The following is a 14,783-nucleotide window of genomic DNA, read 5'->3' as shown; positions in this document are numbered from 1 at the left end:
AGCTCGGCCAGGTGCATGTAGCGCGGCGGGTTGAAGAAATGCACGCCGCAGAAGCGGTGACGCAGCTGCTCGGGCAGCACATCGGCGAGCTTGTTGATGCCCAGGCCGGAGGTGTTGGAGGCCAGCACGGCGTGATCGGCCACGAACGGAGCGATCTTCCTGTACAGATCCTGCTTCCAGTCCATCCGCTCGGCGATGGCCTCGATGATCAGGTCGCAGTCTTTCAGCTGCTCCAGCCCGGTCTCGTAGTTGGCCGGGGTGATCGCCTCGGCGTAGGACTTGCTGGCGAGCGGGGCAGGGCTGAGCTTGCCCAGGTTGCCGATGGCCTTGAGCACGATGCCGTCGGCCGGACCTTCCTTGGCAGGCAGGTCGAAGAGCACGGTATCGACGCCGGCGTTGGTCAGGTGGGCCGCGATCTGGGCACCCATGACACCGGCACCCAACACGGCGGCGCGGCGGACTAGCAGGGAATTGGACATGTCGTTATGCCTTTGTTGGTCTGGCAGCCGGGGAGCGCCCGGCGCTACGGGGTGGAAAGAGGCGTCGTCGAAGCATCGCGGGTTGCGCTGGCGCGGAACCCGGCTTCGGCGAAGTGGATCAGTTCGCGTGCCGCATGGGCACGATGCGCGGCTTCGGTGACACCGGCGGGTCGCTTGATCAGGCCGAAGTCGGCCATCGCGTAGGTCAGCGACCCGGCCAGGAAGTCCAGGCGCCAGTAGAGCTCTTCCTTGCTCAGGCCGGGGACGCAGGCGGCAATCGCCTTGCCGAAGTCGCGCAGGACGTGGCCGTAGTGGTCGGAGAGGAACTTGCGCAGGTTGTCGTTCTTCTCGGCGTAGGCCCGGGCGATCACGCGGACGAACGCGCCGCCGGTCTGGCGGTCCTGGGCCATTGCCAGGGCCGGTTCGACAAAGGCGGCCAGCACCGGGCGCAGTTCACCGGGGGACTCGCGACGGGCCGCCTCCAGCTGCGCCAGGCGGGCGGCGGTCATTTCATCCATGCGACGCCGGAACACCTCGTTGACGAGGTTTTCCTTGGAGCCGAAGTGGTAGTTGACCGCGGCGATGTTGACGTCGGCCTGGCTGGTGACCTGGCGCAGCGAGGTGCCGGCAAAACCGTGCTGGGCGAACAGCTCCTCGGCGGCGCCGAGAATGCGGTCCTTGGTGGAGAAGTGAGCGGGTTTGGCCATGAGGCGGGGCAGGTTCAATCAAACGATTGTTTGATACTAGACCGATGGCCGCACGCTGGCATTGTGCGACGCACAATGGGGGTGGGCATCCGTTCATCCCGGTCAACCCCCTGTCCGGCGACGCCTTTGCCTTTCCATCACGCTGAACGCGACGGGCCGGCCTGTGGTTCAAGGGGGGGCGGGGCGGGGCCCGGCACTACCGCGGCGCCGGGTTACACGTTAGAATCGCCTCACGTATATCAGGCTAAGCCCGCGTTTTGACGCGGGTTTTTTTCATGCTAAACTCGGGCCGATCAGTGGCCCGCCCAACGGAGTACTTCCCATGGCGCTGGAGCGCACCCTTTCCATCATCAAGCCGGACGCCGTCGCCAAGAACGTCATCGGTGAAATCTACGCCCGCTTCGAAAAGGCCGGGCTCAAGGTCGTGGCTGCCAAGTACAAGCAGCTGTCGCGCCGCGAAGCCGAAGGCTTCTACGCCGTGCACCGCGAGCGTCCGTTCTTCAACGCGCTGGTCGAGTTCATGATCTCCGGCCCGGTGATGATCCAGGCGCTGGAAGGCGAGAACGCCGTGCTGGCCCATCGCGACCTGCTGGGCGCCACCAATCCGAAGGAAGCCGCTGCAGGCACCATCCGCGCCGACTTCGCCGAATCCATCGATGCCAATGCCGCCCACGGCTCGGACTCGGTCGAGAACGCCGCGATCGAAATCGCCTACTTCTTCGCCGCGACCGACGTCGTTTCGCGCTGAGAGTGATGCCGTGAACGAGGTCGTACAGCCTACCGCCATCCCATCCGTACTCGTCCCGGGTCCGGCTGTGGCCAAGCAGAACCTGCTCGACCTCGATCGCGAGGGTCTGGAGCGCTTCTTCGCCGAGACCCTCGGCGAAGCGCGCTACCGTGCCCACCAGGTGATGAAGTGGATCCACCACCACTACGTCACCGATTTCGATCAGATGACCGACCTTGGCAAGGCGCTGCGCGCCAAGCTGCAGCAGCATGCCGAGGTCCGCGTTCCCAACATCGTGTTCGACAAGCCCTCCGCCGATGGCACCCACAAGTGGCTGCTGGCGATGGGCACCGATGGCAAGAACGCCATCGAAGCGGTGTACATCCCGGACAAGAACCGCGGCACGCTGTGCGTGTCTTCGCAGGTTGGCTGCGCGCTGAACTGCACCTTCTGTTCGACGGCCACCCAGGGCTTCAACCGCAACCTGTCCACCGCCGAGATCATCGGCCAGGTGTGGGTGGCGGCGCGCCATCTGGGCAACATTCCGCACAAGCAGCGTCGTCTCACCAATGTGGTGATGATGGGCATGGGCGAGCCGTTGATGAATTTCGACAACGTCGTGCGCGCCATGAGCGTGATGCGCGACGATCTGGGCTATGGCCTGGCCAACAAGCGCGTGACCCTGTCGACCTCCGGCCTGGTGCCGCAGATCGACCGCCTGTCGGCCGAAAGCGATGTGTCGCTGGCGGTGTCGCTGCATGCGCCGAACGATGCGCTGCGCGAGACGCTGGTTCCGCTCAACAAGAAGTACCCGATCGTCGACCTGATGGCGTCCTGTGCGCGTTATCTGCGCGCCAACAAGCGCCGTGAGTCGGTGACGTTCGAATACACCCTGATGAAGGGCATCAACGACCAGCCCGAGCATGCGCGTCAGCTGGCGCGGCTGATGCGGCAGTTCGACAATGCCGTGCAGACCTCGCACGCTGGCAAGGTCAATCTGATTCCGTTCAATCCGTTCCCGGGTACCCGCTACGAGCGCTCCGGGGAGACGGAGATCCGCGCGTTCCAGAAGATCCTGCTCGACGCCCAGGTACTGACGATGGTCCGGCGCACCCGCGGCGACGACATCGATGCCGCCTGTGGCCAGCTCAAGGGGCAGGTGATGGATCGCACGCGCCGCCAGGCGGAATTCAACAAGACATTGCTGCAGGACGGGAAAGACCGGGATGCCGCTGCCTGATTGCCGATTGCCAGCCGTTGTTCTCTGCGCGCTGGCATTGGCCGGCTGCGGCAGACATGGCGCCCGACACCCGGCCGGGCAGTTGCCCGTCGCGCCGGTCTATGAAGTCCGCGACGACCCCGCCACCCGCAAGCGGGTCGGCTACCAGGATCAGGTCGTTCTGGCCTCCGAGGCGCTGCGCGCCGGCGGCCTGGATGTGGCCGACAAGAAGGCCCGGGCGGCAGTGAAGATCGACCCGTCGCGTCCCGAGGCGTACATGCTGCTCGCCCAGATCGCCAGCAGCCGGGGCGATGACGTCGCTGCGGGCAGCCACTACCGCAAGGCCGCCGACGTGGCGCCCAGCCGTGGCGACGTCCTGAACAACTATGGTGCCTGGCTGTGCACCCACGGCCAGCCCGCCGCCGCCCTGGAGTGGTTCGATCGAGCCCTGGCCGCCCCCGGGTACGCCACGCCGGCGTCGGCCCTGGCCAATGCCGGGGGGTGCGCACTGGATGCCGGGCAGCCCGAGCGCGCCGAGCGTGACCTCCGCGCCGCGGTACAGCTGGAACCGACCAATGCCTATGCGCTGGAGTCGATGGCCCGCAGCGAGTTCGCCCGCGGGCGTTTTTTCGAGGCCCGGGCCTTCTCGCAACGGCGTCTTGCGGCTGCACCGGCCACACGTTCCGTGTTACAACTTGCCTCACAAATCGAGGTGCAGCTTGGCGACAACGCGGCATCCAGTCGCTATCTGCAGCGAATTCGCAACGAATTTCCGCAGGATGCGGCTCCTAATCCCCGGGGTTGAAGCATTGTGATTGATGACCAGACTGTGAACGCTTTCGACACTGTGACCGGGTCCGGAGCTCGACTCCGCCAGGCGCGCGAAGCGGCCGGACTGACGCTCGAATCGGTGGGTCAGCAACTGCGCATGCCGGTGCAGGTGGTGCGGTCGCTCGAAGAGGAGCAATGGCAGCGCCTGGGCGCGCCGGTGTTCGTCCGTGGCCAGCTGCGCAGCTACGCCCGTCTGCTCAAGGTCGACATCAACGACCTGCTCGAGCAGGCCCATATCGGGCCGGTGGTGCCGCCGCAGCTGGTCAGCCACACGCATACCCCGCGGGCGCGCCGGATCGCCGAGAGCCTCGGTCGCCGGGCGCTCTATGTCGGCATCACCGCCGTGCTTGCCGTGCCGGTGTGGTTTGCCACCCGCGGCCATTTCGACGGGACCGCCAACACCCCCAATACCGCCTCGCTGGATGTCATTCCGGCAGCGGTTCCCGTGGCAGGGGGCGACACGCCGCCCGCCGCGCCTGCCCCGGTCAGCTCGGAACCGCCCAAGCCGGCGGCCCCGTATCTGGCGTCGCTGACCCCCGTGCCGCGTCCGGCCAGTACGGCCGCGCCGGCCGGCGCGTTGACCCTGCAGTTCAAGGGCGACAGCTGGGTCGATATCGCCGCTCCCGATGGCACTACCGTCGAGAAGGCGCTGGTGAAGTCCGGCGAAACCCGCAGCTTCACGCCGGGCCAGGTGGCCCGCATGGTGCTGGGCAACGCGTCGGCGGTCGAGGTTCAGCAGGGCGGCACTATCGTCGACCTTTCGCCGTACCAGCGAGCCAACGTGGCACGCTTTACGGTATCCTCTGACGGCTCCGTGGCTCCGGTTTCACACTGAGTCGCGTTCCCAATCCAATTCAACCAGCTCCTCCTGACGGGCGGGGCGAGAGTACGCATGGCGATCGACGATCTGCTCGACGAGCACGAACAAAGTGAACGCGTCCGCAGCTGGCTGCGGAAGAATGGTCTCAGCATCCTGGCCGGTGTCGCCATTGCGATCGCCGGCATCTGGGGCTGGAACGAATGGCAGGCCCGGCACAGCAACTCGCTGGCCGATGCCAACGTCGCTTACCAGGCCGTGCTCAAGAGCCTGGAAGAAAAGAATCTGGACGAGGCGGCCAAGGGCGTGAAGACGCTTGAAGGCGGCAAGGCCAATATCTATGCCGACCTGGCGGCGTTGCAGCTGGCCAAGGCGCAGGTGGATGCGGGCAAGGACGAGGCCGCCCTGGCGACCCTCCGCGCGATCAGCGCCGACGCCGAGTTCAAGCCGGTGATCGACCAGCGCGTCGCGCGCCTGCTGGTGTCAACCGGCAAAAGCGATGAAGCGATCAAGCTGCTGGGCAGCGCAGCCGACAGCGCCAGCCTGGAGATCCACGGTGACGCGTTGATGGTGCAGGGCAAGCGTGATGCGGCCCGCGAACAGTATGAGAAGGCGCTCAAGACGCTGGACGTGGCAGCGCCGCAGCGGCGTCTGCTGGAAACCAAAGTGATGGATGCCGGTGGCACCGTCACCGATCCTGCGGAGTCGGTGTAATGAACCAGATGGTCATGATCAAGCGCGTTGCCACGGTAGTCCTGCTGGGTGTGGCCCTGTCGGGCTGCTCCACCGTCAAGGGCTGGTTCGCCGGCAAGGACGCGGCGGCCAAGAAGGCGCTGGAACCGGCGGAACTGGTGAAGTTCGAGCCGACCGTCAAGGTCGACAAGCTGTGGTCGGTCAACGTGGGCAAGGGCGAGAAGCGCATCGGCGTCCGCCAGGGCCCGGCAGTTGCCGATGGTCGGGTCTACGCGGCCGCCATTTCCGGTGGCGTGCATGCGATCGATCTGCAGACCGGCAAGAAGGTCTGGACCTACGAGCCGGCCAAGGAAAAGAAGAAGCCCAAGCTGCGCCTGTCTGGCGGCCCGGGTGTCGGCGAAGGCCTGGTGGTGATCGGCACGCTGGACGGCCAGGTGATCGCGCTGGACGCCAACGATGGCAGCGAGAAGTGGCGCGCCAAGGTGCCGGGTGAAGTGATTTCCGCGCCGGCCGTGGGCCAGGGCATGGTGTTTGTGCGCAGCAACGATGGCCGCGTGACCGCCCTGGATGCCGGCAACGGTACCCAGCGCTGGTTCAACCCGCGCGAGCTGCCGGCACTGACCGTGCGCGGCAACGCGCCGGTGGTGACCGGTCCGGGCGTGCTGTTCATCGGCAACGACGATGGCAGCGTGGCGGCATTGGCCATGCAGGACGGCCGCACCGTGTGGGACCAGATGGTGGGTACCCCGGAAGGCCGCACCGAGCTGGAGCGCATGGCCGACGTCGATGGCGCGCCGGTGCTGGATGGCAACACCCTGTTCGTGAACAGCTTCAAGAACCAGACGATGGCGATCGAAGGCCCGACCGGCCGTCCGCTGTGGTCGCGCGATCACGGCGGCGCGGGTGGGCTGGCGGTGACCTCGGGCAATGTATTCGTCTCGGACAACAAGGGCGGCGTGTTCGGCTTGGACAAGGCCAGCGGCTCGGCCATGTGGTCGCAGACCGGCCTGGCCCGTCGCTCGCTGACCGGTCCGGTCGTGCAGGGGGATTACGTTGTGGTCGGTGACTACAAGGGGTACCTGCACTGGCTGCGTACCGACAATGGTGAGTTCGCGGCGCGCGCCAAGAGTGGCGGCGACGCCTTGCTGGCGCAGCCGGTAGCTGCCGATGGGATTCTGCTGGTGCAGAACGTTGATGGAAAGCTGACCGCATTCCGGTTGGCACAATAAGGAGTTACCGCGATGCTGCCCTTGGTCGCCCTGGTTGGACGGCCGAATGTCGGCAAGTCCACGCTGTTCAATGCGTTCACCCGTACGCGCGATGCGCTGGTCCATGACCAGCCCGGCGTGACCCGGGACCGTAATTACGGTGTTTGTCGTCTGAATGAAGACCACCCGTTCCTGGTGGTCGATACCGGTGGTATCGCCGGTGAAGAAGAAGGTCTGGCCGGTGCTACCGCCCGCCAGGCCCGCGCCGCCGCCGCCGAGGCGGACCTGATCCTGTTCGTGGTCGATGCCCGTGAAGGCGCATCCGCCCTGGATGACGAGATCCTGTCCTGGCTGCGCAAACTGTCGCGTCCGACGCTGCTGCTGATCAACAAGATCGACGGTACGCATGAGGACACGGTGCGTTCGGAGTTCGCCCGCTACGGCTTCAGCGAGATGCTGACCGTGTCGGCTGCGCATCGCCAGGGCCTGGACGATCTGCTCGATGAAGTCGTCGAGCGGCTGCCGGAGGAAGGCACCACCGAAACGCTGGACAACGACCCGAACCGCATCCGCATTGCCTTCGTCGGCCGTCCGAACGTGGGCAAGTCGACGCTGGTCAATCGCCTGCTGGGCGAGGAGCGCATGATCGCCTCCGAAGTGCCCGGGACCACCCGCGATTCGATCGCGGTGGACATGGAGCGCGATGGTCGCGAGTACCGTCTGATCGACACCGCTGGCCTGCGCCGCAAGGCGCGCGTGGAAGAGGTGGTGGAAAAATTCAGCGTGATCAAGACGCTGCAGGCGATCGAGCAGTGCCAGGTGGCCGTGCTGATGCTGGACGCCGCCGAAGGCGTGACCGACCAGGACGCCAGCGTCCTGGGTGCGGTGCTTGATGCCGGCCGCGCCCTGGTCGTGGCGATCAACAAGTGGGACGGGCTGACCGACTACCAGCGCGAGCAGGCCGAAGCGCTGGTGTCGCGCAAGCTGGGCTTCGTGCCGTGGGCCGAAGTGGTGCGCATCTCGGCCAAGCATGGCTCGGGACTGCGCGAGCTGTTCCGTTGCATCCATGCCGCCCATGCGTCGGCCACGCACGAGTTCAGCACCAGTGAGGTCAACAAGGCGCTGGAGATGGCCTACGAGACCAACCCGCCGCCGGCCATCCGCGGCCACGTGTCCAAGCTGCGCTACGTGCATCCGGGCGGCTCCAATCCGCCGACCTTCATCGTGCACGGTACGCGCCTGAAGGATCTGCCGGAGTCGTACAAGCGCTACCTGGAGAACTTCTTCCGGAAGCGCTTCAAACTTGTCGGTACCCCGGTGCAGTTCATCTTCCGCGAGGGGACAAACCCCTACGAAGGCAAGAAGAACGTGCTCACCGAACGTCAGATCAAGCGCAAGCGTCGCCTGATCAAGCACGTCAAAGGCAAGTGATGCAATGAAGAGCCGGCGCAAGCCGGCTCTTCCGCATTCCAGGGTTGGGGCGGGCCGCTGGCCGGCAAACCGCGCACGGCGCGGCAGGACCCGACTGCACCGGGAGGTCTGCGCGATAATGCACAGATGAGCACTGTCCCCGAGATCACCCCCGCCCAGGCCCGCGAACGCCTCACCCACGGCGCACTGCTGATCGACGTCCGCGACGCGCATGAGCGCGCCACCGGCATGGCCGAAGGCGCGCTTGGCATCGCCCGGGGCGACCTTCAGCGCGCACCGGCCACGCACCTGCCGGTACTGGACCGCGAGGTCGTGCTGATCTGCCAAAGCGGCAGGCGCTCCCTGGACCTCGCCACCACCCTGGCTGGTCTCGGCTATACCCGTATCGCCTCCGTGCACGGCGGCACCGCCGCCTGGCGTGCCGACGGCCTGCCGCTGGTGCAACCGCTGCAGAGCGATGCCGAGCGCGATTTCAACGAGCGCTATTCGCGCCACCTTCTGTTGCCGCAGGTGGGAGTCGACGGGCAGCGCAGGCTGCTGGCGTCGCGCGTGCTGGTGCTTGGGGCCGGAGGGCTGGGCGCGCCGGCCAGTTTCTACCTGGCCGCCGCCGGGGTTGGGCACCTGCGCATCGCCGATGACGACGTGGTCGAGCGCAGCAACCTGCACCGGCAGATTCTGCATACCGATGCCAGCGTCGGCACGCCCAAGGTGCTGTCCGCGCGCGAACGGCTGCTGGCGCTCAACCCCCATCTCGACGTGGACGCGGTACAGCTGCGGGTGACGTCCGCCACAGTTGATGCGCTGCTCGACGGGGTGGACGTGGTGCTGGACGGTTCGGACAATTTCCCGCTGCGCTATCTGCTCAACGATGCCTGCATCCGCCACGGCATCCCGCTGGTCTACGGCGCGGTGGAGCGCTTCACCGGCCAGGTCAGCGTGTTCGACGCGGGCCGCCAGCGGGGCGTCGCACCGTGCTATCGCTGCCTGTTCCCGGAGCCGCCGCCGCCCGGTTCTGCGCCGAACTGCGCCGAGGCCGGCGTGCTCGGGGTGCTGCCGGGCATGGTCGGGCTGCTGCAGGCCACCGAGGTCCTGAAGCTCCTGCTGGGCATCGGCGACTCCCTGGTCGGCCGGCTGCTGTCGTTCGACGCGTTGGCGATGCGCTTCCGCGAAACACGGCTGCCACCGGACCCCGACTGCCCGCTGTGCGCGCCGGGCCGTGCGTTTCCCGGGTACATCGATTACGCCGCGTTCTGCAGCAGCGTCTGAAGGCTGGTCAATCGCCGGCAGCGCTGTCGATAGGATGATCCTGCCATCCATGCGGGGCATTGTTCTGTTTTTAGTACAAATCAACGCACCCCGCGCGCTATTGCGTGCAAACGCTTTGCCCTATCGTGGGGGCATCTAGGTAGTCCGGGGAACATCCGCATGGCGGTGGAAGCAGGGGCCAGTGAGCTGGTAAAAGTGGTCGCGCTGCTTGGCGCGGCGGTGGTGATGGTGCCGCTGTTCCGCCGGCTCGGGCTGGGTTCGGTGCTGGGGTACTTCGCCGCCGGTCTGGCGATCGGTCCGTTCGGGTTTGGCTGGTTCTCCGATCCGCAGGCGATCCTGCATACCGCCGAACTGGGCGTGGTGATGTTCCTGTTCGTGATCGGCCTGGAAATGCGGCCGTCGCACCTGTGGAGTCTGCGCAAGGAAATCTTCGGCTTGGGCACCCTGCAGATCGTGGTCTGCGGCGCGGTGCTCACTGGGGTCTGCATGCTGTTCGGCTTCCCGCTGCCGGTGGCGTTCATCGGTGCAGCCGGCTTCGTGCTGACCTCCACCGCGGTGGTGATGCAGTTGCTGGCCGAACGTGGAGACATCGCGCTGCCGTCGGGCCAGAAGATCGTGTCGATCCTGCTGTTCGAAGACCTGCTGATCGTGCCGTTGCTGGCCGTGGTCGCCTTGATGGCGCCGGTGCATGCCGAGGTGGGCGGTGCGTCGCGCTGGGTCAGCGTCGGCATCGCTGCCGGTGCCATCGTTGGCCTGGTGCTGGTAGGGCGGTTCCTGCTCAATCCGCTGTTCCGCATCCTGGCCGCCGCCAAGGCGCGCGAAGTCATGACCGCCGCCGCATTGCTGGTGGTGCTGGGCGCCGCGCTGCTGATGCAGCTGGGCGGATTGTCGATGGCGATGGGCGCGTTCCTGGCCGGCGTGCTGCTCAGCGAATCCACTTTCCGTCATCAGATCGAGGCGGACATCGAGCCGTTCCGCGGCATTCTGCTGGGCCTGTTCTTCCTCAGCGTGGGCATGGCGCTGGACCTGACCGTGGTGGCCAACAACTGGCCGCTGATCCTCTCCGGCGTGCTCGCCTTGATGCTGGCCAAGGCAGTGTGCATCTACACCGTGGCGCGCATCCTGGGCAGCGACCACCACCAGGCGCTGGATCGTGGCGTGGTGATGGCGCAGGGCGGCGAGTTCGCGTTCGTGCTGTTCTCGGCCGCCGCGGCTGCCGGCGTGATCGGCGTGGAGGTCAACGCCAACCTCACCGCGATCGTGGTGCTGTCGATGGCGCTCACCCCGTTGTTCGTGCTGCTGCACGACACGCTGATGCCGGCCCGTGCGGTGTCGCTGGACGGCGTGGAAGCGGCCGACGGCCTGTCCGGCAGCGTGCTGCTGATCGGCTTTGGCCGCTTCGGCCAGGTGGCCAGCCAGTCGCTGCTGGCGCGCGACGTGGACGTGACCATCATCGACAACGATGTGGACATGATCCACAACGCAGAGCGCTTCGGCTTCAAAATCTACTACGGCGACGGCACCCGCCTGGATGTGCTGCACGCCTCCGGCGCGGCCACCGCGCGTGCCATTGCGGTGTGCGTGAACAGTGCGCAGGACGCGGACCGCATCGTCGAGCTGGTGGCCCACCAGTTCCCGCAGGCCAAGCTGCTGGTGCGGTCGTTTGACCGTGAGCATTCGCTGCGGCTGATCCATGCCGGCGTGGACTTCCAGATCCGTGAGACCTTCGAATCGGCGCTGCTGTTCGGCCAGGCCGCGCTGGTCGAGCTGGGCGCGGAGGAAGATGACGCGCGCGACATCGCCGAGCAGATCCGTCAGCGCGACGCCGAGCGTTTCGAGCTGGAGATGGCCGGTGGCGACCTGCGCGCCGGCGCGCACATGGTGTTCGGTACCGCGCTGCCCGGCGTGCCCACGCCGACCCCGTTCACCGCGCCCAGGCGCAAGGCACGCACCCTCAATGCGGACGAGGTACCCGAAGAGGAATGACGCGCGATCGGTAGTGCCGGCCGATGGGCGACTTCCGGGACAATCGGTGGCGTTGCGGAGCCGGCCGGCGGCTGGGCGACGCGATCCGGGCAAATCAGGGACAATACGTTCCCCGCCGCCGCCATGCCCCCGCATTCGATGAACGATTCCGCCCCCCGCCATTCCGCCCGCATCCTGGACGGACGCCGCATCGCCGAAGACCTGCTGGACAGCCTGAAGGTGCGCGTGGACGCGCGCCTGGCCGCCGGTGGCAGCCGGCCCGGCCTGGCGGTGGTGCTGGTCGGGGGCGACCCGGCCTCGACCGTGTACGTGCGCAACAAGCGCCGGGCCGCCGAGAAGGTCGGCATCGAGGCGTTCGACTACGACCTGCCGGCCGGGACCACCGAAGCCCAGCTGCTGACCCTGATCGACCAGCTCAACGCCGATCCGAAGATCCACGGCATCCTGGTGCAGCTGCCGCTGCCGGGCATCCCCGATGCCAGCCGCCTGATCCACCGCATCGACCCGCGCAAGGACGTGGACGGTTTCCACCCGGAAAACGTCGGCCACCTGGCCCTGCGCGAGTTCGGCCTGCGCCCGTGCACCCCGCGGGGCATCACGACGCTGCTGGGCCATACCGACCAGCCGGTGCGCGGCCGCAACGCCACCATCGTGGGCGTCAGCAACCACGTTGGCCGCCCGATGGGGCTGGAGCTGCTGATCGCCGGCTGCACCGTCACGAGTTGCCACAAGTTCACTCCCAAGGACGTGCTGGAGCAGTCCGTGCGCAATGCCGACATCCTGGTGGTGGCCGTGGGCCGCCCGGGCATCGTGCCAGGCGAGTGGGTCAAGCCGGGCGCAGTGGTCATCGACGTGGGCATCAACCGCCTGGACGACGGCCGCCTGGTCGGTGACGTCGGCTTCGAGGCCGCTGCCGAGCGCGCCAGCTGGATCACCCCGGTCCCGGGCGGCGTGGGGCCGATGACCGTTGCCACCCTGATGCAGAACACCATCGAGGCGGCAGAAGCCTTCTGATCCGGACGGCGGCACCCGTAGAGCCGGGCTCTGCCCGGCTGCACGAAACCCCGCCCCCGTAGAGCCGGGCTCTGCCCGGCTGAGGGGCCCCTGCAAACGGCGGCCGGACCCGCCCGGCACTACGTGAACGCTGTTCGCGGGCGCGACACAGCGTCGCATCCGCCCCCTGCCCATCGGGCCAGAATCAGGGTAAAATGTCGCGCTTCCCCACATCTCGGGTATGCCGATGCTGCGCATCCAGGCTGAAGCACTCACTTACGACGACGTCTCGCTCGTCCCCGCACACTCCACGATCCTGCCCAAGGATGTCAGCCTCGAAACGCGGCTGACCCGCGACCTGCGGCTGAAGCTCCCGATCCTCTCGGCAGCGATGGACACCGTCACCGAAGCCCGCCTCGCCATCGCGATGGCCCAGCTCGGCGGCATGGGGATCATCCACAAGAACCTGACCGTCGAACAGCAGGCCGCCGAAGTGGCCCAGGTCAAGAAGTTCGAGGCCGGCGTCATCCGCGACCCGATCACCGTAGGCCCGGAAACCACCATCCGCGACGTGCTGGCGCTGACCCAGGCGCGCAACATTTCCGGCGTGCCGGTGGTGGATGGCGGTGGCCAGCTGGTGGGTATCGTCACCCATCGCGACATGCGCTTCGAGACCGAGCTGGACGATCCGGTCCGCCACATCATGACCAAGAAGGATCGACTGATCACGGTCAAGGAAGGCGCCGCGTCGGACGAAGTGCTGCAGCTGCTGCACCGCAACCGCATCGAGAAGATCCTGGTGGTCAACGATGATTTCGCCCTGCGCGGGCTGATCACCGTCAAGGACATCCAGAAGAACACCGACTACCCCAACGCCGCCAAGGACACCGCGACCCGTCTGCTGGTCGGTGCCGCGGTCGGCGTCGGCGGCGATACCGATCGCCGTGTCGAAGCGCTGGTCGCCGCCGGCGTGGACGTGCTGGTGGTGGACACCGCGCACGGCCACTCGCAGGGCGTGCTGGACCGCGTGCGCTGGGTCAAGAAGAACTTCCCGAACGTACAGGTCGTCGGCGGCAACATCTGCACCGGCGAAGCCGCGCTGGCGCTGCTGGACAGCGGCGCTGACGCGGTCAAGGTCGGCATCGGCCCGGGCTCGATCTGCACCACGCGCGTGGTCGCCGGTGTCGGCGTGCCGCAGATCACCGCGATCGACCTGGTCGCCGAAGCGCTGCAGGACCGCATCCCGCTGATCGCCGATGGCGGCATCCGCTACTCGGGCGACATTGGCAAGGCACTGGCTGCCGGCGCCTCGACCATCATGATCGGCGGCCTGCTCGCCGGTACCGAGGAATCGCCCGGCGAGACCGAGCTGTTCCAGGGCCGCTCGTACAAGAGCTACCGCGGCATGGGCTCGCTGGCCGCGATGGAGAAGGGGTCCAAGGACCGTTACTTCCAGGACGCCTCCAGCGCCGACAAGCTGGTGCCGGAAGGCATCGAAGGCCGCGTGCCGTACCGCGGTCCGGTCGGGGGCATCATCCACCAGCTGATGGGTGGCCTGCGTGCCACGATGGGCTACGTGGGCTGCGGCACGGTCGAAGACATGCGCAGCAAGCCGAAGTTCGTCAAGATCAGCGGCGCCGGCCAGCGCGAGAGCCACGTCCACGACGTGCAGATCACCAAAGAGCCGCCGAACTACCGCGCCTGATGCGGTACGCGCAAAGAGGAACGAGGAAGCTGATTCCCGTTCCTCTTTCTCTATCCGCCGCCGGTACCACCGTTTCGTTTTCCGTACTCCCTCCTGCACTGCCCGGGCGCCATGACCAACATCCATAACGACAAGATCCTCATCCTCGATTTCGGCGCGCAGTACACCCAGCTGATCGCGCGCCGTATCCGCGAGCTCGGCGTGTACTGTGAAATCTGGGCGTGGGACCACAACCCGGCCGAGATCGCCGCGTTCGGTGCCAAGGGCATCATCCTGTCCGGTGGCCCGGAATCGACCACGCTGCCGGGCGCGCCCGCCGCACCGCAGGAAGTGTTCGACAGTGGCCTGCCGATCTTCGGCATCTGCTACGGCATGCAGACCCTCGCCGCGCAGCTCGGTGGCGCCACCGAAGCGGCCGACCAGCGCGAGTTCGGCCATGCCGAAGTCAACGTCGTGCACCCCGACGCGCTGTTCAAGGGCCTGAGCGACCACGGCGGCGAGCCGAAGTTGAACGTCTGGATGAGCCACGGCGACCACGTCTCCGTTGCGCCCCCGGGTTTCACTGTGACGGCCGTGACCGATCGCATCCCGGTGGCCGCGATGGCCAACGAAGAGAAGCGCTGGTACGGCGTGCAGTTCCACCCGGAAGTGACTCACACCCTGCAGGGCCAGGCGCTGCTGCGCCGCTTCGTGGTGGACGTGTGCGGCTGCCAGACCCTGT

Annotated in this window: 14 protein-coding genes; 12 read left to right on the top strand and 2 right to left on the bottom strand. The window is 67.0% G+C overall.

From position 1 onward, the window contains the following. Together ACPEH1_RS19590 and ACPEH1_RS19585 are read right to left on the bottom strand one after the other, a co-directional pair. The coding region (locus ACPEH1_RS19590) for a 3-hydroxyacyl-CoA dehydrogenase family protein (RefSeq protein WP_423716241.1) at positions 1 to 479 on the bottom strand (479 nt) is incomplete at its 3' end. Positions 480 to 523: 44 nt separating this feature from the next. Then, complete coding sequence (locus tag ACPEH1_RS19585) at positions 524 to 1,186, bottom strand: TetR/AcrR family transcriptional regulator (RefSeq protein ID WP_017355604.1); 663 nt, start codon at positions 1,184 to 1,186, stop codon at positions 524 to 526. Positions 1,187 to 1,508: 322 nt separating this feature from the next. On the opposite strand from ACPEH1_RS19585, the gene ndk reads away from it, so the two are divergent. From ndk to guaA, 12 genes are all read left to right on the top strand, one after another. Beyond that, complete coding sequence (gene ndk / locus ACPEH1_RS19580; protein WP_017355605.1) at positions 1,509 to 1,934, top strand: nucleoside-diphosphate kinase; 426 nt, start codon at positions 1,509 to 1,511, stop codon at positions 1,932 to 1,934. A gap of 10 nt (positions 1,935 to 1,944) precedes the next feature. After that, a complete protein-coding gene (rlmN, locus tag ACPEH1_RS19575; protein ID WP_136003817.1) occupies positions 1,945 to 3,153 on the top strand; it encodes a 23S rRNA (adenine(2503)-C(2))-methyltransferase RlmN in 1,209 nt (402 codons plus the stop codon). Next, complete coding sequence (gene pilW, locus ACPEH1_RS19570) at positions 3,140 to 3,937, top strand: type IV pilus biogenesis/stability protein PilW (RefSeq protein WP_026070707.1); 798 nt, start codon at positions 3,140 to 3,142, stop codon at positions 3,935 to 3,937. Before rlmN ends, pilW begins: the two co-directional genes overlap by 14 nt. A 6-nt stretch (positions 3,938 to 3,943) precedes the next feature. Further along, the gene (locus tag ACPEH1_RS19565) at positions 3,944 to 4,798 is read left to right on the top strand and encodes a RodZ domain-containing protein (RefSeq protein WP_262071315.1); all 855 of its coding nucleotides are present in this window, start codon (positions 3,944 to 3,946) and stop codon (positions 4,796 to 4,798) included. A gap of 57 nt (positions 4,799 to 4,855) precedes the next feature. Next, on the top strand, positions 4,856 to 5,494 hold the full coding sequence (locus ACPEH1_RS19560) for a YfgM family protein (protein ID WP_423716240.1): 639 nt from the start codon (positions 4,856 to 4,858) through the stop codon (positions 5,492 to 5,494). Then, positions 5,494 to 6,702 (top strand): outer membrane protein assembly factor BamB, encoded by a 1,209-nt coding sequence (gene bamB, locus ACPEH1_RS19555; protein WP_312710030.1) that lies wholly within the window; start codon positions 5,494 to 5,496, stop codon positions 6,700 to 6,702. The genes ACPEH1_RS19560 and bamB overlap by 1 nt, the downstream gene beginning before the upstream one ends. 12 nt (positions 6,703 to 6,714) lie before the next feature. Beyond that, on the top strand, positions 6,715 to 8,112 hold the full coding sequence (gene der / locus ACPEH1_RS19550) for a ribosome biogenesis GTPase Der (protein WP_017355611.1): 1,398 nt from the start codon (positions 6,715 to 6,717) through the stop codon (positions 8,110 to 8,112). A gap of 126 nt (positions 8,113 to 8,238) precedes the next feature. Beyond that, a complete protein-coding gene (gene moeB, locus ACPEH1_RS19545; protein WP_136003819.1) occupies positions 8,239 to 9,378 on the top strand; it encodes a molybdopterin-synthase adenylyltransferase MoeB in 1,140 nt (379 codons plus the stop codon). A gap of 159 nt (positions 9,379 to 9,537) precedes the next feature. Continuing rightward, positions 9,538 to 11,364: a monovalent cation:proton antiporter-2 (CPA2) family protein gene (locus ACPEH1_RS19540; protein WP_017355613.1), complete on the top strand. Its 1,827-nt coding sequence runs from the start codon at positions 9,538 to 9,540 to the stop codon at positions 11,362 to 11,364. A gap of 138 nt (positions 11,365 to 11,502) precedes the next feature. Beyond that, the gene (folD, locus tag ACPEH1_RS19535) at positions 11,503 to 12,378 is read left to right on the top strand and encodes a bifunctional methylenetetrahydrofolate dehydrogenase/methenyltetrahydrofolate cyclohydrolase FolD (protein WP_017355614.1); all 876 of its coding nucleotides are present in this window, start codon (positions 11,503 to 11,505) and stop codon (positions 12,376 to 12,378) included. Positions 12,379 to 12,604: 226 nt separating this feature from the next. Then, positions 12,605 to 14,062, top strand: coding sequence for an IMP dehydrogenase (guaB, locus tag ACPEH1_RS19530; protein WP_136003821.1), 1,458 nt, complete (start codon positions 12,605 to 12,607; stop codon positions 14,060 to 14,062). Positions 14,063 to 14,173: 111 nt separating this feature from the next. Next, positions 14,174 to 14,783, top strand: a 610-nt coding sequence (gene guaA / locus ACPEH1_RS19525; protein WP_423716239.1) for a glutamine-hydrolyzing GMP synthase, incomplete at its 3' end; no start/stop codon positions are given.

Source organism: Stenotrophomonas sp. NPDC077421 (genome assembly GCF_049545505.1).
In the GTDB taxonomy this organism is placed as follows: Bacteria; Pseudomonadota; Gammaproteobacteria; order Xanthomonadales; family Xanthomonadaceae; genus Stenotrophomonas; species Stenotrophomonas nematodicola.
Note: the sequence above shows the minus strand (reverse complement) of the source record. Positions and strands in the feature narration are given on the sequence as shown.